This window comes from Pectobacterium parvum, from assembly GCF_020971565.1.
In the GTDB taxonomy this organism is placed as follows: Bacteria; Pseudomonadota; Gammaproteobacteria; order Enterobacterales; family Enterobacteriaceae; genus Pectobacterium; species Pectobacterium polare.
In genome coordinates, this window is the sequence record NZ_CP087392.1 from 4,094,284 (window position 1) to 4,121,044 (window position 26,761).

The window sequence follows — 26,761 nt, forward strand, 5'->3', positions numbered from 1 at the left end:
TTGTCTACCCAAACCGCTTTTTTTCTCTTATTTTTATGCTTTACGGAATAAATAGTGGCCCACTGACGTAAAAAACCCTATCAACTGAGATAAGTAAACGGTTGCGAGACAACATCGTTAAAATAAGGATAAAAAATCGCCAGCAAAGGAGATTTCGGGAGCAACAAGGAAGAATTGGTGCTAAAAAACCGAATTAAAGACAGAAAAAAAGAAACAACAAGATGAAATTTACACGCAATAGGTAAAAATAAAGGTGATATTAAAAATAACCACCTTTATCAGCTAGATATAATTCAATTACAAACAATTAAATACTATAAATCATCCAAAGAAAGCACATCTCTCATATCAAAAATCCCACTTTCTTTCGAACTAACCCAGACAGCGGCTCTTACTGCACCATTGGCAAACGTCATACGGCTGGATGCCTTGTGGGTAATCTCAACGCGCTCGCCAATGTCAGCAAACATCGCCGTATGTTCACCGACAATATCGCCCGCTCGCACGGTAGCAAAACCAATGCTTTTCGGATCGCGTTCACCCGTATAACCTTCACGAGCGTACACGGCACAGGACTTCAGATCGCGTCCCAGCGCATCGGCGATCGCTTCGCCCATCGCCAGTGCGGTACCCGACGGCGCATCCACTTTGTGGCGGTGGTGTGCTTCAATGATTTCGATATCAGTATAGTCGCCCATGACCTTGGCCGCTTTTTCCAACAACTTCAGCATGACATTGACGCCAACGCTGAAGTTCGCCGCAAACACAATCCCGATATCCTGTGCAGCCTGCTTAATCGCCGCTTTCCCTGCGTCATCAAAGCCAGTTGTGCCAATAATCATGCCTTTACGGTGCTGACGGCAAAATTCCAGATGCGCTAAGGTGCCTTCTGGGCGGGTGAAGTCGATCAAAATATCGAAATCATTCTGCACGGCATCCAGGCTTTCATTCACGGTAATACCGCTTTTCCCCAGCCCGGCAAGTTCACCGGCATCGCTGCCTATCAGAGACGAACCCGAACGCTCCAGCGCCGCACCCAATACCACGCCGTCCATTTGCTCGATGGCCTGAATCAGCTGGCATCCCATACGGCCACCTGCACCTACAACCGCAATACGAATGGATGAATCCTTCATAAGGTCTCTCTCTTTTTGATCCTGACGACATAAAAATAACATCAGGTTAACGGGCGCAGCACACTATCGCCAGCGGATTTACCGCCAGATTAGAAAATACTGTTTGATGCCGCAGAAAATCAGCAAAACTGTCTCACCACAGACAGCAAAATGGCACATCAGCGCGATGAAAAACCGCAACGTATTTGGAGATAAGCAGAAGCGGTCAAAATTAAACCACATGGTATAACGCATAAAAATTCATTTTTATGCATTAACATTTTCATGAGTGAATACAGGGGGAGATATACCCTAAATAATTCGAGTTTCAGGAAGGCGGCAAGAGAAGGAATCCCGATGAGCTTACTCAGGTAAGTGATTCGGGTGAGTGAACGCAGCCAACGCACATGCAACTTGAAGTATGACGGGTATAAAAGCGGTAAGGCCAAAGCCCTACCGCAGAAACAACATTAATCTATCTGTTTGACGTCAACACGCAGCTCTTTGGGCACTTCAAAGACGATGTTTTCTTCACGTCCCTGCATTTCAACAGCAACCTTGCCGCCCAATTCTTTCAGGCGCTGAATCACCTGTTGTACCAGAATATCCGGTGCTGATGCGCCTGCGGTCACCCCAACATGTGAAGCGCTCGCTAACCATGACTCTTGGATATCTTCGGATGAATCAATCAGATAAGCCGCTTTCCCCGCACGCTGTGCCAATTCAGCCAGACGGTTGGAGTTTGAGGAGTTTTTAGAGCCTACGACAAAAACGACATCCGCCTTATCCGACAAGTGGCGAACGGCTTCCTGACGATTAGTCGTGGCATAGCAGATGTCATCTTTACGCGGGCCGACAATCTGCGGGAAACGCTCACGCAAGGCATCAATCACCGCATAGGTATCATCAACAGAAAGCGTGGTTTGCGTCATAAAGCACAGGTTGCTTTCGTCTTTTACCTGTAGCTGCCAGACATCCTCAGGGGACTCCACCAGATACATGCCGCCGTCCGCACTGCTGTACTGCCCCCTCGTCCCTTCAACTTCAGGGTGTCCAGCATGCCCGATAAGAATCGCTTCTACGCCTTTCTTACTGGCTCTGGCCACTTCCATATGCACCTTGGTCACTAGCGGACAGGTCGCATCGAATACCGTCAGATCGCGGTTTTTGGCTTCATTACGTACCGCCTGCGAAACGCCATGTGCAGAGAAAATCAGAATCGCACCATCCGGCACGTCTTCAATCTGCTCGATAAAAATCGCGCCACGTTCGCGTAATCCGTTGACCACATAGCGGTTATGTACCACTTCATGACGGACGTAGATCGGCGTACCAAAAAGCTCCAGCGCACGTTCCACAATGCTGATAGCCCGATCGACACCAGCACAAAAGCCGCGTGGATTAGCCAGCAGGATCTGCATGTGTCACCTCCTGTTGTACGGGATCGATATCCAGCACTTCAAGATCGAAGGTAATCGCCTGACCGGATAGCGGGTGGTTGAAATCCACGGTGACCGACTCTTCGGTCACATCGCGGATAATCCCCGGCATATCATTCCCGGCAACACCGCTGAACAGCATGATGGTGCCAACATCCGGCACACCGGTCTGGGCAAAATCACGACGCAGGAAGAACTGAATCAGGTTCGGATTAGTCGGCCCAAAGGCCGACTCCGGCGGCAGCGTAAACTTGCGTTTATCGCCACGCTTCAATCCCAACAGATGTTGTTCCAACGCGTCAGACAGGCTGCCATCGCCAAGGCGAAACAGCGCTGGCTTGCCGCGTTCACGCGTAGATTCAGCCGCAGAGCCATCCTCTAGCGTCAGAATAAAATGCACCAGCAGCGCGCTGTTATGCTGAACACTCTCGGACATCAGTGACCCTTTTGCTTAACGGTATCAGTATCATCATGCGTACTGAAAAACCCTTCCAGTACGATGAGCGCCGCACCAATACAGATAGCGGTATCGGCAAGGTTAAAGGTAGCGAAGTGCCAGTCACCGACATAGAAGTCGATGAAATCGACAACAAATCCGTGCCATGTCCGGTCAAACAGATTGCCCAGTGCGCCGCCGATAATCAGCGAATACGCAATGTTATTGAGCCGCTGTTTGACGCTGCCACGGTACATCATCACCAGCAGGGCAACCACGATAGCAATCGCAATGCCGGCAAAGAACCAGCGTTGCCAGCCGCCTTTATCCGCCAGGAAGCTGAATGCTGCGCCGTAGTTACGGGCGTAATGCAGATTCAGAGAAGGCATCACTGGCACCGTATCCCCCAGCGCAAAGTGTGCAAGGATCCACTGTTTGCTGCCAAGATCGACAATTAAAACCAGTATCGCCAGCCAAAGCCAGCGCAGTCCACTCGAACAGATCTTATTCATCAGACAAATTTACGCTCTTCGCCGTTACCGCCCACGTTAGTCGCACAGCGACCACACACTTCAGGATGCTCGGCATTGCTACCGATATCCGTCTCGTAATGCCAGCAGCGTGGACACTTGTGCCCTTCTGCCTCACTTAAGGCAATTTTCAGTCCGGTGAGTTCCGTTGCCTGCGCGTTATCCGGCGCATTTTCATAACGTTCCACCAGCGCTTTTGATGTCAACAACGCAAAGTGCAGTTCCTGACGCAGCTGGCTCAGCTTGCCCGCCAGATTGGCATCGGCGTACAGCGTGACGGAAGCTTCCAGCGATCCACCGATGAGTTTGTCATTACGCGCCTGCTCGATGACTTTGTTCACTTCGCTACGCACTTTCAGGACATCCGCCCAGAACGCATCGTTCATGGTTTCTGCGCTATCCAGCGCGAACAGACCGTCATACCACTCTTCGGTAAAGACGTACTGCGCACGCTCGCCTGGCAGGTAATTCCAGATCTCATCTGCGGTGAAGGACATAATCGGTGCCATCCAGCGCACCAGTGCTTCAGAGATATGGTACAGCGCGGTCTGGCAGCTACGGCGTGCGACGCTGTCGCCTTTTGCCGTGTACTGACGATCTTTAATGATATCCAGATAGAACGAACCCCTCTCGATCGAGCAGAACTGCATCAGGCGTTGTACGACGCGGTGGAAATCATAGCTTTCATACGCTTCGAGGATCTCTTCCTGCGCCGCTTTCGCACAGCCGACCGCCCAGCGATCCAGCACAACCATATCTTCTGGTTTCACCATATGTTGCTGTGGATCGAACCCATTCAGGTTCGCCAACAGGAAACGCGCGGTGTTACGGATACGGCGATAGGCATCGGCGGAACGCTTCAGGATCTCATCGGATACGGCGATTTCACCGGAGTAATCCGTTGAACCGATCCACAGACGCAGAATGTCAGCACCGAGTTTGTTCATCACGTCCTGCGGGCTGACGGTATTCCCGATCGACTTGGACATCTTGCGGCCCTGACCATCAACGGTGAAACCGTGGGTCAGTACCTGACGATAAGGCGCTTTGCCTTTGATCGCCGTAGAGATCATCAGGGAAGACATGAACCAACCGCGATGCTGGTCAGAACCTTCCAAATACATATCCGCTTCATGGCCGCCAAATTCAGGGCGAACATCGACTACGGACGCGTGCGTCGATCCAGAATCGAACCACACGTCCAGCGTGTCTGGCACTTTGACGTAGTTGTCAGCATCTGCGCCCAGCACGTCGGCCGGATCGAGATCCCACCATGCCTGAATACCATCAGCTTCAACACGCTTTGCCACGGCTTCGATCAGCTCAGCGGTACGCGGATGCAGTTCTTCCGTCTCTTTGTGGACGAACAGCGACATTGGCACGCCCCAGGTACGCTGACGGGAGATACACCAGTCAGGACGGTTGGCGACCATCGCTTCGATACGCGCCTGACCCCAATCCGGGATCCACTGCACGCCTTTAATTTCAGACAGCGACTGCTTACGCAGGCCTTTCTGATCCATGCTGACAAACCATTGTGGCGTCGCACGGAAAATGATCGGCGACTTATGACGCCAGCAGCACGGGTAGCTGTGCTGCAATTTCTCTACGTGCAGCAACATGCCTTTTTCACGCAGGATTTCAACGATCAGGTCGTTGGCTTTGAAAACGAATTTGCCATCCAGTTCAGGATAGGTACCGCTCAGGTAGCAGCCGTTCGGCCCCACCGGATTGGCGATTTCCAGATTGTATTTCTGGCTGATCACATAGTCGTCAGGACCGTGACCACCGGCGGTATGCACCGCACCGGTACCCGCATCCAGCGTCACGTGCTCGCCCAGAATGGCCGGTACGTCAAAGCCCAGGAACGGATGTTTGAAACGCAGCAGCTCAAGTTCTGCGCCTTTGCAGTCGCCCAGCACTTGCCACTGGGTCACGCCTGCACGCTTCATCACGCTTTCAACCAGATCGGCCGCCAGAATCAACGCCTGACCGTCAGTCTGCACCAGTTGATAATCGAACTCTGCATTCAGTGAAATCGCACGGTTTGCTGGCAGCGTCCACGGCGTCGTCGTCCAGATCACCAGCGAAACAGGGCCGTCTACGCTACTCACGCCGAATTTGGCTACTACCGCGGCCACATCGCTGGCGTTAAACGCGACATCAATGGATGGAGACGTTTTGTCGTAATACTCAACTTCCGCTTCCGCCAGCGCGGAACCACAGTCGGCACACCAGTGAACCGGCTTGGCACCCTTGTGCAGGTGGCCGTTTTCAATGATGCGGCCCAGCGCACGAATGATGTTCGCTTCGGTTTTGAAATCCATCGTCAGGTAAGGACGATCCCAGTCGCCCAGCACGCCAAGACGAATAAAGTCGGCTTTCTGACCAGCCACCTGCTCTGCCGCATATTTACGGCACTCAGCGCGGAATTCTGCGGCGCTGACTTTCTCGCCCGGCTTACCGATCAGCTGTTCTACTTTCAGTTCAATCGGCAGACCGTGGCAGTCCCAGCCCGGCACATAAGGGGAATCGTAACCAGACAGGCCTTTCGATTTAACGATAATATCTTTCAGAATCTTGTTAACTGAGTGACCAATGTGAATGTTGCCGTTCGCGTACGGAGGGCCATCGTGCAGAATGAAGGTCTTCTTTCCCTTCTTCGCATTGCGAATAATCCCGTATAGATCCTGCTCATACCAACGTTTCAGCATGTCAGGTTCGCGCTTGGCCAGATCGCCACGCATCGGGAACCCTGTTTCCGGCAAGTTCAGGGTAGTCTTATAGTCACTCATTAGATTCTCGATTTCGTTTCGGCTAGAAAAATTAAACCGGTGTCTTTAACCCGAAGAACGTCCGGGCTGTCACCACATCATCGGCGATTTGCTGTTTTAACGCATCGAGCGAAGCAAAACGCTGTTCATTACGGATCTTTTTACGCAGTACGACTTCAATATGACGACCATAGAGGTTCATCGTCACGTCCAGCAAATGCACTTCAAGCTGCTGGCGTTTGTCACCGTTTACGGTCGGACGCGTGCCAATATTGGCAACGCCCGGTAGCGGTTCTTGTCCCAGCCCAAAAACGCTGACGGCATAGACGCCGCTAACAGGGGAAACCTGACGTTTCAGCGGCAAGTTGGCGGTAGGGAACCCAATGGTTCGCCCCAATTCTTTACCATGTTCTACGCGCCCAGAAATGCTGTAAGGATGACCCAACAGGCTTTCTGCCAGCTCAAGCTCATCACGACTGAGCGCCTCACGTACGGCAGTGCTGCTAACCCGTTTGCCGCCGTTACAAAATGAATCGGTGCTGATGACATCAAATCCCGAATCACGCCCAGCCTTCTGTAATAACAGGAAATCTCCCTGACGACCAGCCCCGAAGCGGAAGTCATCCCCCACTACCAGAAACTTCACGCCCAGTTTTTTCACCAGCAGGGAAGAAACGAACGTCTCGGCCGCATTGGCGGCAAACTGCGCGTCGAACCTGACGCACAGAAGATAGTCCACGCCGGCCTGCGCCAAATATTTTACTTTGTCACGCAGACGCGTCAGGCGTGCGGGTGCTTTTTCCGCTGCAAAGAGCTCCAGCGGCTGCGGTTCAAAAATCATGACCATCACTGGCAACCCACGTGCGCGACCTTCCTGCTTCAGTCGTTCAAGCAGCATTTGGTGTCCGAGGTGCACGCCGTCAAAATTACCAATAGTGAGCACACAGCCGTAATGGTGTGCCCGAAGATTGTGTATACCGCGAATTAGCTGCATGGCTGGCCCAGAACAAAGGGTTAATATTATGGAAATCGGCGGATTATACCTTGTACAGCGAGTAAGGTTAACCCGCGATTCGCGCCTTTTGCAGTCACGCTGTAAATCGTGCCGGTATTTGCCCATTTTTTAGCGGAATCATCGATAGACGGCGCCCAGACGCAGAATATCTAGGTCGTGGATAGCACACACAATCCAACTTTACCGATGACAGATAGAGCTTTATCAAACTCAGAGTGAATTTATGATGCGAAAAGCTGTATTCCACCGCGTGAAGCTGCTAAAATCCTGCGCCATCACAACGTAACAAGTGTCGACGTACAAACGACGCTTATTTGCACAAATCCATTGACAAACGAAGGCTAAACGAGCATATTCCACGGCCTTTGAATTGTCCTCGATTGAATATATTTGGGAGTTGGACCTTGGCTAATATCAAATCAGCTAAGAAACGCGCCGTACAATCTGAGAAGCGCCGTAAGCATAATGCAAGCCGTCGCTCAATGATGCGTACTTTCATCAAGAAAGTATACGCGGCGATCGCTACTGGCGATAAAGAAGCGGCACAGAAAGCTTTTAATGACATGCAACCAATTGTGGACCGTCAAGCAGGTAAAGGCTTGATCCACAAAAACAAAGCTGCACGTCATAAATCCAATTTGGTTGCGCGCATCAACGCCATGCAATAATCACGCATCTGCGTGTTGTTGCTAAAAGAACCGGCCTAGGCCGGTTTTTTTGCGTCTGTAGTATCACAGAAAAGCGCTGAAAAATCTGCGTTACAGACGCGCTGCACCGCCGGATGTTGGATCATTCTGGCCGCAAAAATCGCATAATACTCATCCTGAATGTTCTCGATCCTACCGATTTCGACGATATCGCCCTGCTGGTAGATTTCATTGGCATATAGCGATGGCGCAACGAAAATCGCGTCGTGGTTAATGCCGAACGCCGTCATCAGCGCCGCATCATCAAATTCACCCAAAATGTTCACCTGAATATTCTGCGCGGTAAACCAGTTCAGCAGTTTCCGCCCGAGCATGGTTCGCCGACCAGGAATCAGCAGCTTACGTTGTTCAAGGTAGGCAGGGAAAGGCAGATCAGGCTGCGGACGTTTACAATAAAAGCTCACAGCACATTCACCCAGCTTGAGTGAAAATAGGCCTTCCTGCTGTGTCGAATCCACCGGACAATCCGACAGAATCATATCCAGCTTATGCTGGCTCAACTGCTCCAGCAGCATTTCGTGCGTCGACTCAAAACAGCGTAAATGGATATGTTCCTGTTCCGTTACGACCGTTTCCAGCACCCTGCTCACCAGCCGTTTAGACAGTGCATCGGCCACGCCGACATCGAATAACAGGTTCGATTCTTTGCGGTAGTTCACAATATCCAACATTTCCTGGCTAAGCTGGAACATGCTATCCGCATAGCGAAAAACCAGCTGTCCCAGCTCCGTCGGTTCCAACCCGCGCCCCTTACGTTTAAAGAGCTTGCCCTGTAAACGCTCTTCCAGGCATTTGATTTGCCCGGTAATAGTCTGCGGCGTTAAGAACAGCGTCTCTGCCGCACCCGCAACGGATCCCGACTTATAAACCTGCCAGAAATAATAGAGATGATTAAAATTCAAATGAGACACACCCGCCCCCTCTTCGCTCCTCCGGCATAGCATCAACCCTTACACGGTTGCATCGCCTTGTCCAGCGTAGGCAACACCCCGCGTAGCGCCAGATAGCCAAGCAGCGCCGCCAGCCCCGATGCCAGCAAAATCCCCAGCTTGGCATAGGTAATCAATTCCGCATCGCCGCCGGAGAAGGCCAACAGCGTAATGAATATCGACATGGTAAAGCCGATGCCACACAGCACTGACACCGCCATAATCTGGCTAAAGTGAACACCTGCGGGCAGACGCGCGTAGCCCAGCCGGATGGTTAGCCAACTGAACAAGGTAATACCCAGCGGCTTACCAATTAGCAGCCCGGCGGCAATACCAAGGCTCAAAGGGGAAAACAGTTTTTCCAGCACAATCCCCTGCAACACAATACCTGCGTTCGCGAAGGCAAACAGCGGAATAATCAGAAACGCGACCCACATTTGTAAGCCATGTTCCAACGTGGTTGCCGGAGAAGATTCCCCGTTGGACGTGCGCAAAGGAATAAAGAATCCGACAATCACCCCAGCTAACGTCGCATGAACGCCACATTTTAGAATGCAGACCCACAGGACGATCCCCACCAGCAAATAGGCGGAGGTTTTACCAACCTGCTGCCTATTCATATAGGCTAGCGCCGCAATCGCCAGCACCGCACCGCCCAGCGCAGGCCAGAAGATCTGTTGTGTATAAAACAGGGCAATGATCAGGATCGCCCCCAGATCGTCAATGATCGCCAGCGCTAGCAGGAAGACTTTCAGCCCAGCGGGAACACGCTTGCCCAATAGCGTCAGCACACCAACAGCAAACGCGATATCTGTCGCTGCGGGAATCGCCCAGCCAGCACGCGTCACCTCATCATTGGCGTTGAAAAGCAGAAAGAGCAAGGCAGGAAAAATCATTCCGCCCACCGCAGCCGCCAGTGGCAGCATCGCCTGCTGACGGCTGGCTAACGTGCCTTCAACGAGCTCGCGTTTTACTTCCAGGCCAATCAGCAGGAAGAAAATCGCCATCAGCCCATCGTTAATCCACAGCAGCAGGTTCTTATTGATTTCCAGTGCGCCAAACCGCATTTCCACCGGCATCATCAGGAATTGTTGATAGCCAGCGGCAGTCACAGACCAGTTGGCAAACGCGATCGCCAAAACTGTTGCCATCATTAGCATCACACCAGCGGCGGCATCCAATCGAATAAAGCGACGAATCATTGTTATCATTAACTTAATCTCCCATCAGGCACGAACGCTAATACCGCACGTTCGCTTTCTTGCTGGCAAGATTACGTGACCCAACGACTCGTTAAAAGTAGATTAAAACTGGCTTAATCATCGTAAAAATCGATCTATTGAATTGAGGATCTAGAGGAAGGAATAAAAAACATCGGGCGTTTTTCAACGTTGCGTAGCAACGGCTGCAGGGTGGCGGACAGGGATCTCCGTCATAAAAAAACCGGCAGGTTTTACCCCACCGGTTTCTTATCACGCGTTAACGACAAACCATTAACGGGTTAAATCATCGAAAAATTTCTTCACGCCATCGAAAAAGTTTTTCGAGCGAGGGCTATTTCTCTCGCCAGACGGGCCACCAAAGCTCTCATCAAGCTCTTGCAGCAGTTGTCTTTGACGCTCGTTCAGGTTAACCGGCGTTTCTACAACCACACGGCACAGCAGATCGCCCTGCGCACCGCCACGTACCGATTTCACGCCTTTGCCACGCATACGGAACAGTTTCCCGGTTTGCGTTTCCGCAGGCACTTTCAGCTTCACGCGGCCATCCAGCGTCGGGACTTCAATCTCGCCGCCTAATGCTGCCATCGCAAAATTGATCGGCACTTCGCAGTACAGATTGTTTTCTTCACGCTGGAAGATCGGGTGCGCTTTAACCTGCACCTGAACGTACAAATCACCTGACGGTGCGCCGTGCTCGCCCGCTTCGCCTTCACCAGACAAACGGATACGGTCGCCCGTGTCCACGCCAGCCGGAATTTTCACCGACAGCGTTTTGCTCTTCTCTACGCGACCATGACCATGACATTTGATGCACGGATCTTTAATGATCTTGCCGCGACCATGACAGTGCGGACACGCTTGCTGCACGGTAAAGAAGCCCTGACGCATCTGAACCTGACCATTACCATGACAGGTCGGACAGGTGATCGGGGAGCTACCCGGCTTCGCGCCGTTACCGTGGCACACATCACACTCTTCGAGTGCGGGAATACGGATCTCTTTGGTGACGCCACGTACCGCTTCTTCCAGCGTCAACTCCATGTTGTAGCGTAAATCGGATCCACGGCTCGCGCGCTGACGGCGACCGCCGCCAAAAATGTCTCCGAACACGTCGCCAAAAATATCACCAAAATCGGCACCGCCGCCGCCAAAGCCACCGCCGCCTCCGCCCATACCACCTTGCTCAAACGCCGCGTGACCGTACTGATCGTAGGCTGCGCGTTTTTGCGAATCGATAAGGATTTCGTAGGCTTCTTTGATCTCTTTGAACTTGGCTTCTGCCTCGTTATCACCAGGATTACGGTCCGGGTGATACTTCATCGCCAGACGCTTGTACGCTTTCTTTATTTCGCGCTCATCCGCGTTTTTAGCAACGCCCAGGCTTTCGTAATAATCTTGCTTCGCCATTTCTTTTCCTGCCCCTCAACATGCATGCACGGGCGCAGAGTTTCCTCGACGCCCGTGCTGATTGCCAGCAATAGCTTTGTGACAGCTACTGCGCCCGCTCAAGGGCGATTACTTTTTATCTTTAACTTCTTCAAACTCAGCATCAACGACATCGTCGTCGCGACGAGCAGAGGCATCATCAGCGGCACCTTCAGCACCTGGCTGTGGCTGAGACGCTTCCAGCAGCTTGCCAGAAACCTGAACCAGCGCCTGAATTTTCGCTTCGATGTCTGCTTTGTCTTCGCCTTTCAGCGCGCTTTCCAGCGCTTTCAGTGCATCGTCAATCGCAGTTTTGTCATCAGCGGCCAGTTTGTCGCCCACTTCTTCCAGCTGCTTACGTGTGCTGTGCAGCAGGTGATCGCCCTGGTTACGAGCCTGAACCAGCTCTTCAAACTTACGGTCAGCTTCAGCGTTCGCTTCTGCATCACGTACCATTTTCTGGATTTCTTCTTCGTTCAAACCAGAAGATGCCTTGATAGTGATTTTCTGCTCGCGACCGCTGTTTTTGTCTTTCGCGGAAACGTGCAGGATACCGTCGGCGTCGATGTCGAAGGTCACTTCGATCTGTGGCATACCGCGCGGCGCTGCTTGAATACCATCCAGGTTAAACTGACCCAGAGATTTGTTGTCATGCGCACGCTTACGCTCACCCTGCAGAACATGGATCGTTACCGCAGACTGGTTGTCTTCCGCCGTCGAGAATACCTGACTGTGTTTAGTCGGGATCGTCGTGTTTTTGGCGATCAGCGGAGTCATCACGCCGCCCATGGTTTCGATACCCAGAGACAGCGGGCTTACGTCCAGCAGCAGAACGTCTTTCACGTCACCCGACAAGACACCGCCCTGAACCGCAGCACCGATAGCAACAGCTTCGTCCGGGTTCACGTCTTTACGTGGCTCTTTACCGAAGAAGTCAGCAACTTTCTTCTGTACCAGAGGCATACGCGTCTGACCACCAACCAGAATCACGTCCTGAATTTCAGAAACGGACAGGCCAGCATCCTGCAACGCCACTTTCAGCGGTTCCAGAGAACGGTTTACCAGCTCTTCTACCAGTGATTCCAGTTTCGCACGCGTCACTTTGATGTTCAGGTGCTTAGGACCAGTAGCGTCCGCCGTGATGTACGGCAGGTTAACGTCGGTCTGCTGTGCAGAAGACAGCTCGATCTTGGCTTTTTCTGCGGCTTCTTTCAGACGCTGCATGGCCAGTGGATCATTACGCAGGTCGAAACCTTGCTCTTTCTTAAATTCGTCAACCAGATAGTTGATCATGCGGCTATCGAAGTCTTCACCACCCAGGTGCGTATCACCGTTGGTCGCCAGAACTTCAAAGGTTTTTTCGCCATCAACTTCGTCGATTTCGATGATGGAAATATCGAACGTACCGCCGCCCAGGTCGTAAACCGCGATAGTGCGGTTGCCAACTTCTTTATCCAGACCGTACGCCAGCGCTGCCGCTGTCGGTTCGTTGATGATACGTTTGACTTCCAGACCCGCGATACGGCCGGCATCTTTAGTCGCCTGACGCTGCGCATCGTTGAAGTAAGCGGGTACGGTGATAACCGCTTCGGTGATGGTCTCACCCAGATAGTCTTCCGCCGTTTTCTTCATTTTTTTCAGCACTTCAGCTGAAATCTGCGGCGGAGCCATTTTCTGATCTTTCACTTCCAGCCATGCATCGCCATTATCTGCCGCGATAATTTTGTACGGCATGATGTTGGCATCGCGCTGAACTTCTTCGTCTTTGAAACGACGGCCAATCAGGCGCTTGATAGCAAACAGTGTATTTTTCGGGTTGGTCACTGCCTGACGTTTAGCCGGTTGGCCAACCAGAGTTTCACCATCTTGCGTATAAGCAATGATTGAAGGCGTGGTGCGATCGCCTTCGCTATTTTCCAGTACTTTTACCTGAGTACCGTCAATAATCGCGACACAAGAGTTGGTTGTACCCAGGTCGATACCAATAATCTTACCCATCTAAACATCTCCACTAAAAAGTCATATTCGGTGTGGTGGTTAAACCTACTGTGCGGGCGAAATGTCATTTTTCAACAAGATTTCTCGTTTTCTAACGACACACCCTCGTTTTTCATCAGCAGCACACGTTTCATTTTCATGCTAACCACCGATGTAACGGCCCGACACACGCCTTTGCGGCAGGTCAAACTGTTTCGGTTGGAAATAAGATGGGGCCAACATTTCTATCATCAAGGGGGGAAGATGAAAAAAAATGACCTTTATCCCTCGTACGATCAAACTATTCTGCCTTCCCCATGTTGTGTCCGTTCCAAACGCCCGATATGATGCCGCGCTCGTCACAGAAATGGGGACATTTCCCTACATAATGGCGGGCAATAACACCTAAACGACACCTATCCCAACGTGATTGGCGCACTCGCTAACCTTAATGCCGCGCCCGACGCGAAGGGACTATTAATAATCTGTTATTGCAGAGGATTTATGAGCACGAACACGTTGGCAAATCCTGGTCCATTAGGACTGATGGGCTTCGGGATGACCACTATTCTGTTGAACCTGCACAACGCAGGCTTTTTCCCACTTTCTTCCATCATTCTCAGCATGGGTATTTTCTACGGCGGTATTGCCCAGATTCTGGCTGGCCTGCTGGAATATAAAAAAGGGAATACGTTTGGCGTGACCGCATTTACGTCTTATGGCGCATTCTGGCTGACGCTGGTTGCCATTCTAATGCTGCCAAAAATGGGTCTGGCGGAAGCCAGCGATGCGCAATTCCTTGGCGTATTCCTTGGTCTGTGGGGCGTCTTCACGCTGTTTATGTTCTTCGGTACATTCGGCACCAACCGCGCTCTGCAATTTGTCTTCGGCAGCCTGACAGTGCTGTTTGCGCTGCTGGCCGTAGGCAACTTTACCGGCAACCACGCTCTGCTGACCTTCGCGGGTTACGAAGGCATCATCTGTGGCGCCAGCGCGATTTATCTGGCAATGGCTGAAGTGCTGAACGAGAAGTTTGGCCGCACCGTACTGCCAATTGGTGCTCGTGGCGCGTCTCACTAAGTTCTGACGCCATACCCGTACCGACGCGCTCCTGCGTGACATGCAAACGAGCCCTGTCAGATTGACAGGGCTCGTTTGTTTTTGATGACGCGCTATTTTTTGATAACAGCGGGCTTAAACCTCGACAGGCGAACGATCGCGCGCGTCACTATCGGCCGAAGCACACGATTCCGCATCCAGATCGCGTTGCAAATAAATACCCAACAGCAATCCCACGGCAGCCAGCGTCAGGACGTAGAAGGCCGGTGCCATCGGCGTCGCCTTCATAATCAGCGTCACGAAGACGGGCGTCAGGCCACCGAAAATAGCGTAGGAAACGTTGTAGGAAAAAGAAATCCCAGAGAAGCGCACCGCCGCTGGGAACGCCCGCACCATGACATAAGGCACGCCGCCCACCACGCCAACGCTGAGCCCCACAATCGCATAGCTGACAAAGAGCAACGTCGTACTGCTTGCTGCCGAGCTATAAAAGAACCAGCTACAGGCAGCCAGCGACAGGCTACCCACAATAAACAGCTTGCTGGCACCGAAGCGGTCAACGAGTAACCCCGCGCCGACGCAGCCCACCATCAGCGCAATCGTTGCCAGACAGTTCGCCTGCAATGCCAGCGCAGCAGGAATGCCGTGGACTTTTTGCAGGTAGGTCGGTGCCATCAGAATCACGACGACAATGCACGCAGATAGCAGCCAGGTCAGCAGCATGGAAACCACAACCGCACGTTTATGATTTAAGACGACAGATTTCAGCGGCAGCTCTTCTGCCAGCTTTTTCTGCTCACGCATTTCCATAAAAATGGGGGTTTCCTGCAACCAGCGGCGCAGATACATAGCGACAAGACCGAATACCCCGCCAATAAAGAACGGCAGACGCCAGCCACCGCCCGACATCTGCTCTGGCGTGAGCACCGTGTTCAGCAACGTCGCGATCAGCGAACCCAACAGAATCCCCCTCGTTAAGCCGGCAGTCAGCGTACCGCAGGCAAACCCAATACGGGCACGAGGCACATGCTCCGCAACGAAGACCCATGCGCCGGGGACTTCCCCACCGATTGCAGCACCTTGCAGCACACGCATTAATAGCAGTAAAAGCGGGGCCGCAATGCCAATGGCTTCATAGGTCGGCAGCAAGCCCATTGCCAGCGTCGGTAACGCCATCAGCAATATGCTCAGGCTGAACATTTTCTTACGTCCGCTCTTGTCGCCAAAGTGGGCCATGATGATGCCCCCAAGCGGGCGGGCCAGATAGCCTGCGGCGAAAATACCGAACGTCTGTACCTGCCGCAGCCATTCAGGAATATCTGGTGGGAAAAAGAGATCGCCAATCACGGCGGCAAAGAAGACGAAAATAATAAAATCGTAAAACTCTAACGCGCCACCCAGCGCAGCCAGAGACAGCGTTTTATAGTCCTGCCGGTTCAATCGGCGAGGATGGGCGTGTTGATCCTGAGTCATAAGTTACCGTGCATTGCCAGAGTGAGAAAAACATCACCGCAGTGTGTAAAGTAGAAGTTACTATAGCGGCAAAATTCTTATACACCAGCAAAGCTGAATCTTATGTTTCAAATTGCCTAACTTCAGTCTTTTATTTCGCGCACGGCATTTTTAGGGCGAAAAGCTGCTACCACATCCGCATTGGTTTCAATATAAGGGCCTTCCAGCAGCTGGATACAATACGGTACGCTGGCAAAAATACCGGCCACAACCACCTTGCCATCTGCATCTTTTAAGCCTTCCAACGTTTCCTTAATTGATTTGGGTTGTCCTGGAAGATTAAGAATCAGCGCCTGTTTACGCAGCACGCCCACCTGACGGGAGAGGATCGCGGTAGGAACGAAGCGCAGGCTGATCTGTCGCATTTGTTCGCCAAACCCTGGCATTTCTCGATCGGCAACGGCCATCGTGGCATCCGGCGTGACATCACGACGTGCGGGCCCTGTTCCTCCAGTTGTCAGCACCAGATGACAGCCGCGTTCATCAACCAGTTCACACAGCGTTTGTTCAATCATCGGCTGTTCATCCGGCACCAGCCGGGTTTCCACTTCAAAAGGCGTGGTCAGAGCGCTGCGGAGCCAGGATTCCAGTTCTGGGATGCCTTTATCCTGATAAACCCCGCCGGAAGCGCGATCGGATACAGAGACCAAGCCAATACGCAATACGTTCATAAGCACCTCAGTTTAAACAAAACACCAATTTTATCAGGATATTGACGACTTTTAGCAAACAATTAGCTCTCATGAGGAAATTCACACGATGTTCGTTATCTCACGCGAGTGCAGCATGACATTTGATAATAATTATTAAATAGCGTCTCAAAAAAATTAAAGGATAACTTAAATTAATAATAACGCGACGCAATTAAAATTTAAGAATAGCTGGCGAATAAAAAAGATCGCCTACCTATTAAGAGCAGGTGAAATAAGCCGATAGATTAAAGAGAAAAGGATGATATCCACCACGACAGAACATCACGTTAAATCAAATAATATGATAAAATTAAAGCACTTCTTTAGTATCACAATAAGTAAAAAAGCCCTATCAAGGAAGTCGCCATGAACGATCTTAAGTATAAGATACTTAAACTTTTTGCCCATCCGACATACGCTTTTCTTCTGTTCGGGGCGATTTCCTTTATCTTCACCATCATTATTATGCATGAAGCCAACAAGTCGACTTGGAAAACAGAACGGATAAATCTCGATACCGCGATCAAAACCTACGGTTCCTACACCAACAGCGGTGAAGTAACAGAAAGCGATATGATTCGGCAATCCGGTACTTATTTATTGTCACGTACCAGAACATTTGCCTTTAACACGCGGGATTCGCGTAGCGAATGCATAAACAAGCTTTCCTCTTCCGATCTCAACTTCAACGATATGGCCGTAATTCGCACCTGCCAAAATAAACTGCCCTCTATCGGGGACTATGCAGGTAAAAACACGCTGACAATTATTTTCCCTATTCTGTCGCCAACCGATGAATTGCTGGGTATCTGGATAAGAACGACGTCAGAAAATCCACCGCCATCATTTGTCCAGACGCTGTTTTCTCTGTCCTCACTTCTCGTTATTACTGGCAGCGTGATGCTCTTCGCTATTTTAGGCAGCCTGCTGTCCGTGCTGACGAAAAAATATTTGGTGGAATTACCCATCATCGCGCGGTATGACGATCTCACCGGCTATTTACGGCGAGACGCGTTCTTTCTGGCCGCCAATAAAGCCTTTAGTATCGCCAACCTAACCAAGCGCCCCGTTAGCGTCATTCTGATCGACATCGACTACTTTAAGCAGGTGAATGATAGCTTTGGGCATAGTGTCGGGGATGATGCGTTGAAGTTTGTTGCCGACACCTTCAAGAAATCATTTCGCCGTGAAGATATTTTTGGCCGGATTGGCGGCGATGAATTCGCGATCGTCTTACCGAATACCGGATTAGACGATGCGTACACCATCGTGGACAAAGCAAGAGAGCGTGTTAGTGACACACCTTGTGAAACAGCCGCTGGGGCTATCAGGCTGACGGTCAGTATTGGGTTGGTTGAATACTATATCGCTGGGGAAGATCTCAGCGAGGTCATGAAGCGTGCCGATGATAATCTTTATATCGCGAAGAAAACCCGTAACGCGACGGCGAAATAGGCCGATTCCCGCCACAACGCCATACTACAGACAAAAAAATAGCCGGAATTCCCGGCTATTTTTATCAGCAGAATGCTTACAGTAAATCTGCAATCATCTTTTCCAGTTTTTCCTGGTCGATAGCAAACTTACGGATCCCATCGGCCAGTTTATCAATCGCCATTGGGTCCTGGTTGTGCTGCCAGTAGAACTCAGCTTCCGTCATTTTCGCCGGACGGACTTTCACTTCACCGACGTAAGACAGCTTGCGGACGATCTCGCCTTCGCTTTCTGACAGCTCTTTCAGCAGAGCAGGTGCAATCGTCAGACGGTCACAACCAGCCAGTTCCAGAATCTCACCGACGTTACGGAAGCTCGCACCCATCACGACGGTTTCATAGCCGTGCTCTTTGTAGTAGTCGTAGATTTCGCTAACGGAAACCACGCCTGGATCTTCATGCGGCGCGAATTCTTTCTTATCGCCATTGGCTTTGTACCAGTCAAGAATACGGCCAACAAACGGTGAAATCAGGAACACGCCCGCTTCAGCACAAGCGCGCGCCTGTGCAAAGGAGAACAGCAGCGTCAGATTACAGTTGATGCCTTCTTTTTCCAGCTGCTCCGCCGCGCGGATACCCTGCCAGGTGGAAGCCAGTTTAATCAGGATACGCTCGTTGCTGATGCCTGCGTCGTTGTACAGCTTGATCAGGTGTTTTGCCTTCGCCACGCTGGCTTCGGTGTCATAAGACAAACGCGCATCCACTTCTGTGGAGATGCGGCCTGGGATCAATTTTAAAATTTCGAGACCGATATTGACCGCCAGTTTATCCGTGGCATCCACGACCTGCTGTTTACGATCGCTGCTCTGCTCACGCGCCCAGGCAATCGCCTCGTCGATAAGCTTGCGGTATTCAGGAATTTGCGCAGCGTTCAGAATCAGTGAAGGGTTAGTGGTCGCATCTTGCGGCTGGTACAGTTTCATTGCCGCAATATCGCCGGTATCAGCTACAACCGTGGTCAGTTGGCGTAGGGAAGTCAGTTTATCCGTCATGTTGGCATGTCTCGTTGTTTATACGTGGTGCTCGTGAATGAAAATAGCTCGTATATGAATCGACTTGTTATCTAATCTGGTGGCCGTCTGTTTTGCGCCGAAATCTGATAATAACACGCGCACTTTCCCGTGCAAGCCAGCCTTTTCCCACTCGCCCCTGCAACAGCGGTTACACGCCGATAAGACGCAATATTTTCCCCTTCCCGAACGCGATTGAGGCGTGAAAGACGAGGCGTATTATCGCTATACCCCAAATAATTCGAGTTGCAGGAAGGCGGCAATCGCACGAATCCCCAGGAGCTTACTCAAGTAAGTGACTGGGGTGAGTAAGGGAAGCCAACGCACATGCAGCTTGAAGTATTACGGTATATCGCCGTTTTCTTACTGCGTTCTTGCTATAGTAGTACCATCAGAAATCAGACCGACAGGACATGGCGCATGCTTATTACTATTTCACCCGCAAAAACGCTCGACTACACCAGTCCTTTGGCAACGACGCGTTACACCCAGCCGGAACTTTTGGACTATTCCAGCCAGTTGATTGGCGTGTGTAAAAAATTGACGCCAGCACAGATCGCCTCGTTGATGAGCATCAGCGATAAACTGGCTGACCTGAATGCAGGCCGCTTTAGCGATTGGCAGCCGGATTTTACGCCGGAGAACGCGCGTCAGGCGCTGCTGGCGTTTAAGGGCGACGTCTATACCGGATTGGCCGCAGAAGATTTCAGCGAGGATGACTTCGATTTCGCCCAGCAGCATCTGCGTATGCTGTCAGGTCTGTATGGCGTGTTGCGCCCGCTGGATTTGATGCAGCCGTATCGGTTGGAAATGGGCACCAAACTGGAAAATAAAGCCGGTAAAGATCTCTACAGTTTCTGGGGCGATACCATTACTGAAAAGCTGAATCAGGCGTTGCGCGATCAAGGCGACGATGTGCTGGTTAATCTGGCATCGGACGAATATTTCAAAGCCGTTAAACCGAAAAAGCTTAATGCCCGACTGATCAAACCCGTCTTCTTGGATGAGAAAAACGGTAAGTTCAAAGTGATCAGCTTCTACGCCAAGAAAGCGCGTGGCCTGATGAGTCGTTTCATTATTCAAAACCGCCTGACTCAACCGGAGCAGTTGAAAGCGTTTAATCTGGAAGGTTACGGCTTCGAAGCAGCAGAATCTTCGGCTGACGAGCTGGTGTTTAAGCGCCACGAACAGTAAACAAAAGAAGGGAAACAGGGCGGAGCATTCCGCCCTTTCAATCGATTTATTCTGGCAGCGACATCAGGAACTCACGCAGCTTCGCGAAATCATCCGGGAAGTTGTGCGACAGCAGATCCAGATCGGCGCGCTCAGCCAGCGCTTCCGGCAGATCCAGCTTTTTGCCCAGAATGTCTTCTACGCTTTCCTTGAATTTCGCCGGGTGCGCCGTACCCAGGAACAGACCGAACTCACCGGCTTGCAGCTGATCGCGCAGCAGACGGTAAGCAATCGCAGCATGCGGCTCAGAGAGATAACCTAGCGCATCCAGCTCATGCATAGTTTCTTTCGTGGTCTCATCGCTCACCGCGCCAAAGCCCAGCGTTTTCAACTGCCAGTTCTTACGGCGGAACAGTTCTTCAACACGCGGCCAGTTGTTCGGCTGGCTTACGTCCATCGCGTTGGATAACGTTGCCACCGTTTTATTCGGTTCCCATTTTCCGTTGATCAGGAAGCGCGGTACCGTGTCATTGGCGTTAGTCGCCGCGATGAAGCGCTTAATCGGCAGACCCAGTGATTTCGCCAGCAGGCCAGCGGTCAGATCGCCGAAGTTACCACTCGGTACAGAAACGACCAGTTGGTTACGGGCTTCCTGCGGCAGCTGTGCAACAGCTTCAAAGTAGTAGCAAATTTGCGCCAGCAGACGGCTGATGTTGATGGAGTTCGCTGAGTTCAGGCCAATCGCCTTTTTCAGTTCTTCATCATCAAACGCCTTTTTCACCAACGCCTGACAGGCATCGAAATCGCTATCGATAGCGATGGTGTGAATGTTGCCACCCAGCGTACAGAACAGTTTTTCCTGCAACGGGCTGATCTTGCCCTGCGGATACAAAATCACGACGCGGACATTTTCCAGACCGTAAAAGGCGTGCGCCACAGCGGCACCGGTGTCGCCAGAGGTCGCCGTCAGAATAGTAATTTTTTCGTCGCCAGACACTTCCGTCAGCATTTGCGCCATAAAGCGGCCGCCGAAGTCTTTAAAGGCCAGCGTCGGACCGTGGAACAGCTCCAGCGCAGCAACATCTTCCGCAACTGGCGCGATAGGTGCCGGGAATGCAAAGGCGGCTTTCACACGCTCGAACACGGTTTCAGCCGCGATCTCGTCGCCAATATACGCAGACAGAATACGGCTGCTGCGGGTGACAAAATCCAGATCCAGCAGGGCGTCAATTTCAGTACGCTCAAATTCCGGCAGTTCCAGCGGGAAGAACAGCCCCTGTTGGCTACCCAACCCTTGCTTGATAGCCTGAGCAAAACTGACCTGCTCGTTATGATCTTTAAGGTTGTACAGTTTCATGCATTATCCCAGTTTTCGTGCGCCAGTCGTATCAAGACGGCAAATATGAACAAAACCTTCATCGTTCTGCAAATAGTTATCCCGCAGCCAGTCGGCCAGACGCTGTGCGCTCGCCATGTCGTTGCAGATGGAGAATAACGTCGGGCCAGAGCCGGAAATACCGCAGGCCAGCGCCCCGATATCTTCAGCAGCCTGGCGAGCGGCGGCAAAGCCGGGCAGCAGTTTCGTCCGATAAGGTTCCGCGATGACATCCTTCATCAGTTTCGCCGCCAGCTCAGCCTGTCCGGTATGGCAAGCGTGGATAAAGCCGGCCAGATAACGGCCGTGGCTGATGCAATCCTGACGACGATATTGCGCAGGCAGAATCGCGCGCGCTTCAGCAGTGGAGACTTTAATCCCCGGATACGCCATGACCCACAGCCAATCATCGAATGACGGCACAGACTGGCTGATGATACCGTTCTCTTCCAGCATCAGTTGGACGCCGCCGAGGAAACACGGAGCCACGTTATCGTAGTGAACGCTGCCGGAAATGCGCCCTTCCAGCTCACCCATCAGTTTCAGCAGACGGGTATCATCAAGCGGCTTACCGCAAAATTCGTTCATCGCCATCAGCCCAGCGACGACAGAACAGGCGCTGGAACCGAGCCCGGAACCAATCGGCATGTTCTTTTCGAGCGTCATCGCTACTGGCACAGTTTTGCCAATTTCCTGACAGAACAGCTCCCAACATTGATACACAATGTTTTCTTTCGGGTTGTCGGGCAGCTTGCTAACAAAGTGCCCTTCACTACGCAGGCTAAACAGATCGGCGGCTTCAACAGAGACGCAATCCCCCAGCAATGAGCCGTCTACTGGCGAGACGGCCGCACCCAGCACATCAAACCCGACGCTGACGTTACCGATTGATGCAGGTGCATACACCTTAACCATAATTATGCTCCCAACTTCCATGACAAGGTGCGCAGCAGATCTGCGAACACACCAGCAGCGGTAACATCGTTACCCGCGCCATAACCGCGCAACACAAGCGGCAGTGGCTGATAATAACGGCTGTAGAATGCCAGCGCATTCTCGCCATCTTTGACTTTAAACAGCGGATCGTTGCCGCCAACCGCACTGATCTTGACCTTACAGCGGCCTTCTTCAATCACGCCGACATAGCGCAACACTTTACCTTCATCACGCGCTTGTGCAACACGGCTGGCAAACTCGTCGTCTGCCGTTGGCAGGCGCTGCATAAAGCTGGCGACATCGCCGGAAGCATCAAAGCTGGCAGGCAGAACGGATTCCACTTCAATATCGCCCAGTTCCAGCAGATAACCCGCTTCACGCGCCAGAATCAGCAGTTTACGCGCAACGTCCATACCGGACAGATCGTCGCGCGGATCGGGTTCGGTATAGCCTTTTTCTTTCGCCTGCGTGGTCGCTTCCGACAGCGACATACCTTCATCGAGTTTACCGAAAATAAAGGACAGCGAGCCAGAGAGAATACCGGTAAAGCGAATCAGCTCATCACCCGCATTCAGCAGATTTTGCAGGTTCTCAATCACTGGCAGACCGGCACCGACGTTGGTGTCATAAAGAAAACGACGACGGGATTTCGCCGCGGCGCTACGCAGTTGGTGATAGTAATTCATCGACCCCGTGTTGGCTTTCTTGTTCGGCGTCACGACATGGAAACCGTCGGCCAGGAAATCCACGTATTGATCGGCCACGGCCTGATTCGACGTACAGTCAACGATCACCGGGTTCAGCAGATGGTATTCTTTAACCAGACGGATCAGACGACCCAGATTAAACGGCTCGCGGGCTTTACCCAGCTCTTCATGCCAGTTTTCCATCGAGATGCCGTTAATATTGGTCAGCATCGCTTTGGAGTTGGCGATCCCACACACGCGCAGGTCGATATGCTTGTCTTTCAGCCACGGCTGCTGACGGTGGATCTGATCCAGCAGTGCGCCACCCACGCCGCCGACGCCGATAACAAATACGTCGATTACCTGATCGGTGTTAAACAGCATTTGGTGGGCGACGCGTACGCCAGTGGTGGCGACATCGTTGTTCACCACGACAGAGATAGAGCGCTCGGACGAGCCCTGCGCGATAGCCACGATATTGATATTTGCCGTCGCCAATGCCGAGAACAGACGAGCTGACAGGCCGCGCAGCGTGCGCATGCCATCGCCCACCACAGAGATGATGGCCAGACGCTCCATCACATCCAGCGGCTCTAACACGCCTTCTTTCAGTTCCAGATAAAATTCGTCTTCCAGCGTCTTTCTGGCACGCGCCAGCTCGTTTTGCGAGACGCAGAAGCTGATGCTGTATTCGGAGGATGACTGCGTAATCAGAACAACGGAGATACCCGCGCGTGACATCGCGGCAAACACGCGCGCTGCCATGCCGATCATGCCTTTCATACCAGGGCCGGACACGTTAATCATCGCCATGTTGTTCAGGTTGGTAATGCCTTTCACCGGATACTGGGTATCCGTGCTGTCCATGCCGATGAGCGTGCCAGGAGCCTGAGGATTTTCGGTGTTTTTGATGAGGCAGGGAATTTGGAACTGGGCGATAGGTGCGATGGTGCGAGGGTGGAGGACTTTGGCGCCGAAATAGGACAGCTCCATCGCCTCCTGATAGGACATCGATTTCAATAATCGAGCGTCCGGCACCTGACGCGGATCGCAGGTATAAACGCCGTCCACATCGGTCCAGATCTCACAACAGTCGGCACGCAAACACGCAGCCAGCACCGCAGCAGAATAGTCAGAGCCGTTGCGGCCCAGTACGACTAATTCACCTTTATCATTACCGGCAGTAAAGCCCGCCATCAGGATCACATGATCTTTCGGGATGGCACTTTCAGCGATGCGGCGGGTCGATTCTGTGATATCCACAGTAGACTCAAGATAGTGTCCCTGCGCCAGCAGCTTCTCGACCGGGTTGATAACGGAGACCCCATAGCCGCGTGCCTGAAAGACCGCTTCCATGATGGCGATAGACAGTTTTTCCCCTCGGCAGATGATCGCAGCGTTCACGCTGTCAGGGCACTGGCCCAGCAGCGCGATGCCGTGCAGAACGTGTTTCAGCTGTGCAAATTCCTGATCCACAAATGCCTTCAGGCGGGCATGGTCAAAGCCGGGTTGAGACGCGGCAAGGCCTTGCAGCAGCGAAGAAAAGATCGTTTCGGCGTCATTTAAATGAGGCAGGATATCTTGTCCGGCGACGGTTTTCTCAATCATGGCAACCAGATGGTTGGTAATTTTCGCCGGAGCGGACAATACGGTAGCCACCTGTCCCTGGCGCGCGTTGTTCTCGATAATGTCGGCAACGCGTGCAAAACGCTCCGCATTCGCTACTGAAGTCCCGCCAAATTTCAACACTCGCATTTTTATCTGTTCTCCTGAATTTCTGCCAACCAAACGCCGGAAGCGTTTTTTGTATGCCGCTTACAGACGGCGTTTTGGATAACCTGCCATAAAAAAAAAGCCCGCACTGTTCGGTGCGGGCTTTTTCTGGAATCTTTATATGCGTCAGCCCGCACCGTTACTGGTTGTATCGGTGATGGTAATAATCGTGGTGATTAGGCTGATAGTGCGCATGCTAAAATTGAATCTCATTAGAAGTAGAGTTATCTGCCCTATTAGTTAGGCCAATCGCCCTTTGAAGTCAACGGATTTCTTTTTTTTCTTCTCGCCAAAGGAAAAAGTCCTGCCGCTCAACCCACTGCCTAAACAGAAATAAGCCGGACAAACCGTTGTCAAAATACGTGACTCAAGATGTTCGACTGCCAAAAAAGCCATCTCTGCTATCTTATTTCGGCAACCTTTTTTCAATGTCGTGTAGCAAGCGATGGAGCATCGCCGTATCGCGTTGCTCTAAACGACCCAGCCGCTGATGCAGCCAGTCCCGCAGTTTTTCATCGTCCTCAACCGCCAGATTAACCAGTAGCCGCTCCATACGATCGCGCAGTGCCGACAGTTGCCCCGCCACCGCTGGCTGCGTTGCTTCCGGTTTGACCTGCATGAGTTCAGCCAGTTGGTAACAATACACCATCACCGCCTGACCAAGATTCAGCGAGGGATAATCCGCTTTCATCGGCACACCGGTCAACACATCCGCCAGTTCGAGTTCTTCATTCGTCAGGCCAACATCTTCACGACCAAACACCAGCGCCGCAGACGCCATCCATTGAACTTTCTCCTGCAATACGCCAGTCAGTTCCGCTGGCGTGCAGTAATAGCGATACTTCGCCCGGCTGCGCGCGGTGGTCGCGACCGTAAAATCGACATCTGCCAGTGCTTCAGCCAGCGTGGAAAACTCCTGCACGTTATCCAGAATATCGCCTGAACCGTGCGCTACCCAGCGGGCGGCGGGCTCTTGATGTACCGTGCTACCGACAATACGCAAGCTGCTGAACCCCATCGTTTTCATCGCACGAGCTGCCGCCCCTACATTTTCAGCCCGAGCGGGCTCAACCAAAATAATATGAAACTGCATAGACTCCTCAGTATGGGTTACATGCGTTTTGGCAATAGTTTACCTGCTCGCCAAACAACGCGGCCCTGTAATCGATAACAATTTATTGATGACGACGATTTATTGATAACGACAATTTGTTGAGTATCACGATGAAAATTTAACAATAAACCAACAACATTTCCGACATCAACGCAGCCTTCGGTAGGAAACATCGGTGAGTCCAAAAAGTGGGCGGGAAGATAAAACCCTAATAAAAATAAGGTAAATTATTTTATTTCAATAAGTTATAAAACTACCAGCGACTGTGTAGCGCCAATTATGATTATTGGCATTTGCTATGCTAAATCGTTCATAAAAAGTGCTAAATTGTGACGTAAACTGGCAATCCTATAAGTGTTTATCACAAA

At 51.8% G+C, this 26,761-nt stretch carries 22 protein-coding genes and 1 other annotated feature; of the genes, 4 read left to right on the forward strand and 18 right to left on the reverse strand.

Going from position 1 to position 26,761, the window contains the following annotated elements; all coding sequences use genetic code 11:
• Positions 1 to 314: 314 nt before the first annotated feature.
• The 6 genes from dapB to ribF form a co-directional block, all read right to left on the reverse strand.
• Positions 315 to 1,136, reverse strand: a complete 822-nt coding sequence (gene dapB, locus LOZ86_RS18430; RefSeq protein WP_039513099.1) for a 4-hydroxy-tetrahydrodipicolinate reductase — start codon at positions 1,134 to 1,136, stop codon at positions 315 to 317.
• 449 nt (positions 1,137 to 1,585) lie between these two features.
• Complete coding sequence (ispH, locus tag LOZ86_RS18435) at positions 1,586 to 2,536, reverse strand: 4-hydroxy-3-methylbut-2-enyl diphosphate reductase (RefSeq protein WP_230242584.1); 951 nt, start codon at positions 2,534 to 2,536, stop codon at positions 1,586 to 1,588.
• Complete coding sequence (gene fkpB / locus LOZ86_RS18440; protein ID WP_039487132.1) at positions 2,517 to 2,990, reverse strand: FKBP-type peptidyl-prolyl cis-trans isomerase; 474 nt, start codon at positions 2,988 to 2,990, stop codon at positions 2,517 to 2,519. Before fkpB ends, ispH begins: the two co-directional genes overlap by 20 nt.
• Positions 2,990 to 3,505, reverse strand: coding sequence for a signal peptidase II (gene lspA / locus LOZ86_RS18445; RefSeq protein ID WP_094371036.1), 516 nt, complete (start codon positions 3,503 to 3,505; stop codon positions 2,990 to 2,992). Before lspA ends, fkpB begins: the two co-directional genes overlap by 1 nt.
• A complete protein-coding gene (ileS, locus tag LOZ86_RS18450) occupies positions 3,502 to 6,315 on the reverse strand; it encodes an isoleucine--tRNA ligase (protein ID WP_230242591.1) in 2,814 nt (937 codons plus the stop codon). Before ileS ends, lspA begins: the two co-directional genes overlap by 4 nt.
• Positions 6,316 to 6,346: 31 nt before the next feature.
• Positions 6,347 to 7,288, reverse strand: a complete 942-nt coding sequence (ribF, locus tag LOZ86_RS18455; protein ID WP_230242593.1) for a bifunctional riboflavin kinase/FAD synthetase — start codon at positions 7,286 to 7,288, stop codon at positions 6,347 to 6,349.
• A gap of 425 nt (positions 7,289 to 7,713) precedes the next feature.
• Between ribF and rpsT the strand changes: the two genes are divergently transcribed.
• Entirely contained in the window at positions 7,714 to 7,977 is a 264-nt protein-coding gene (gene rpsT / locus LOZ86_RS18460; RefSeq protein WP_010681770.1) for a 30S ribosomal protein S20, read from the forward strand.
• Positions 7,978 to 8,012: 35 nt separating this feature from the next.
• On the opposite strand, the gene nhaR is transcribed toward rpsT, so the two are convergent.
• The 4 genes from nhaR to dnaK all read right to left on the reverse strand — a co-directional run bounded on the left by nhaR (position 8,013) and on the right by dnaK (position 13,591).
• Complete coding sequence (gene nhaR, locus LOZ86_RS18465; protein ID WP_039487137.1) at positions 8,013 to 8,927, reverse strand: transcriptional activator NhaR; 915 nt, start codon at positions 8,925 to 8,927, stop codon at positions 8,013 to 8,015.
• A gap of 32 nt (positions 8,928 to 8,959) precedes the next feature.
• Positions 8,960 to 10,156, reverse strand: a complete 1,197-nt coding sequence (nhaA, locus tag LOZ86_RS18470) for a Na+/H+ antiporter NhaA (protein ID WP_039487139.1) — start codon at positions 10,154 to 10,156, stop codon at positions 8,960 to 8,962.
• Between the two features lie 282 nt (positions 10,157 to 10,438).
• Positions 10,439 to 11,575, reverse strand: coding sequence for a molecular chaperone DnaJ (gene dnaJ, locus LOZ86_RS18475; RefSeq protein WP_095700661.1), 1,137 nt, complete (start codon positions 11,573 to 11,575; stop codon positions 10,439 to 10,441).
• A 108-nt stretch (positions 11,576 to 11,683) separates the two neighbouring features.
• A complete protein-coding gene (gene dnaK / locus LOZ86_RS18480; protein ID WP_039487142.1) occupies positions 11,684 to 13,591 on the reverse strand; it encodes a molecular chaperone DnaK in 1,908 nt (635 codons plus the stop codon).
• A 483-nt stretch (positions 13,592 to 14,074) separates the two neighbouring features.
• On the opposite strand from dnaK, the gene satP reads away from it, so the two are divergent.
• Complete coding sequence (gene satP, locus LOZ86_RS18485; protein ID WP_039487144.1) at positions 14,075 to 14,650, forward strand: acetate uptake transporter; 576 nt, start codon at positions 14,075 to 14,077, stop codon at positions 14,648 to 14,650.
• Positions 14,651 to 14,764: 114 nt separating this feature from the next.
• Here the strand turns inward: satP and LOZ86_RS18490 are convergent, their stop codons facing one another.
• Together LOZ86_RS18490 and mog are read right to left on the reverse strand one after the other, a co-directional pair.
• Entirely contained in the window at positions 14,765 to 16,102 is a 1,338-nt protein-coding gene (locus LOZ86_RS18490; RefSeq protein WP_230242594.1) for an MFS transporter, read from the reverse strand.
• 122 nt (positions 16,103 to 16,224) lie between these two features.
• On the reverse strand, positions 16,225 to 16,812 hold the full coding sequence (mog, locus tag LOZ86_RS18495; protein WP_039487148.1) for a molybdopterin adenylyltransferase: 588 nt from the start codon (positions 16,810 to 16,812) through the stop codon (positions 16,225 to 16,227).
• Positions 16,813 to 17,199: 387 nt separating this feature from the next.
• On the opposite strand from mog, the gene LOZ86_RS18500 reads away from it, so the two are divergent.
• Complete coding sequence (locus tag LOZ86_RS18500) at positions 17,200 to 18,288, forward strand: GGDEF domain-containing protein (protein WP_039487151.1); 1,089 nt, start codon at positions 17,200 to 17,202, stop codon at positions 18,286 to 18,288.
• Positions 18,289 to 18,364: 76 nt separating this feature from the next.
• Here the strand turns inward: LOZ86_RS18500 and tal are convergent, their stop codons facing one another.
• Positions 18,365 to 19,318, reverse strand: coding sequence for a transaldolase (tal, locus tag LOZ86_RS18505; RefSeq protein ID WP_039487153.1), 954 nt, complete (start codon positions 19,316 to 19,318; stop codon positions 18,365 to 18,367).
• Between the two features lie 438 nt (positions 19,319 to 19,756).
• On the opposite strand from tal, the gene yaaA reads away from it, so the two are divergent.
• Positions 19,757 to 20,530, forward strand: a complete 774-nt coding sequence (gene yaaA, locus LOZ86_RS18510; RefSeq protein WP_039487154.1) for a peroxide stress protein YaaA — start codon at positions 19,757 to 19,759, stop codon at positions 20,528 to 20,530.
• Positions 20,531 to 20,576: 46 nt separating this feature from the next.
• Here the strand turns inward: yaaA and thrC are convergent, their stop codons facing one another.
• The 5 genes from thrC to LOZ86_RS18530 form a co-directional block, all read right to left on the reverse strand.
• On the reverse strand, positions 20,577 to 21,866 hold the full coding sequence (gene thrC, locus LOZ86_RS18515; protein WP_039487156.1) for a threonine synthase: 1,290 nt from the start codon (positions 21,864 to 21,866) through the stop codon (positions 20,577 to 20,579).
• A gap of 3 nt (positions 21,867 to 21,869) precedes the next feature.
• Positions 21,870 to 22,799 (reverse strand): homoserine kinase, encoded by a 930-nt coding sequence (gene thrB / locus LOZ86_RS18520; RefSeq protein ID WP_039487159.1) that lies wholly within the window; start codon positions 22,797 to 22,799, stop codon positions 21,870 to 21,872.
• A gap of 2 nt (positions 22,800 to 22,801) precedes the next feature.
• The gene (thrA, locus tag LOZ86_RS18525) at positions 22,802 to 25,261 is read right to left on the reverse strand and encodes a bifunctional aspartate kinase/homoserine dehydrogenase I (protein ID WP_039487160.1); all 2,460 of its coding nucleotides are present in this window, start codon (positions 25,259 to 25,261) and stop codon (positions 22,802 to 22,804) included.
• A gap of 90 nt (positions 25,262 to 25,351) precedes the next feature.
• Positions 25,352 to 25,467 (reverse strand) — a sequence feature (Thr leader region).
• Positions 25,406 to 25,492 (reverse strand): thr operon leader peptide, encoded by an 87-nt coding sequence (gene thrL / locus LOZ86_RS21595; RefSeq protein WP_072012441.1) that lies wholly within the window; start codon positions 25,490 to 25,492, stop codon positions 25,406 to 25,408. It overlaps the preceding feature by 62 nt.
• Positions 25,493 to 25,685: 193 nt before the next feature.
• Positions 25,686 to 26,372, reverse strand: coding sequence for a tRNA/rRNA methyltransferase (locus LOZ86_RS18530; protein WP_039487163.1), 687 nt, complete (start codon positions 26,370 to 26,372; stop codon positions 25,686 to 25,688).
• Positions 26,373 to 26,761: the final 389 nt, after the last annotated feature.